Annotated in this window: 1 protein-coding gene; it reads right to left on the bottom strand. The window is 64.1% G+C overall.

Annotation, left to right across the window (positions count from 1 at the left end; genetic code table 11):
- Positions 1-5 precede the first annotated feature (5 nt).
- Positions 6-149 carry a hypothetical protein gene (locus OZ403_RS18825; RefSeq protein WP_268784759.1) on the bottom strand — a complete coding sequence of 48 codons (144 nt, stop codon included), beginning with the start codon at positions 147-149 and terminating at the stop codon, positions 6-8.
- Between the last annotated feature and the right edge of the window lie 74 nt (positions 150-223).

The following is a 223-nucleotide window of genomic DNA, read 5'->3' on the forward strand; positions in this document are numbered from 1 at the left end:
AGGCTTCAACCTTCCGGGGCGTTGGCGCCGGGCTGATTCCGCAGCGCGAACGTGGTGTTCGGCTGGAGCCGCGTCAGCAGCAGCTGCGCTCCGATGCGCGCGAGCCCAGCATCAGGACTCGGGATGAAAACCGGAATGTGGGTGCTCATAGCTTATGCTGAGCGTCCCCCTCTAGCGAAGGTCTCCGGCTTTTCCACAGCTCCGCCCCTTGGAACCTCTCACC

The organism is Myxococcus sp. NMCA1, from assembly GCF_026810205.1.
Classification (GTDB): Bacteria; Myxococcota; Myxococcia; order Myxococcales; family Myxococcaceae; genus Myxococcus; species Myxococcus xanthus_A.

Coding starts and splice junctions, on each gene's coding strand:
- OZ403_RS18825 (WP_268784759.1), bottom strand. CDS start 149: ATGAGCACCCACATTCCGGTTTTCATCCCGAGTCCTGATGCTGGGCTC.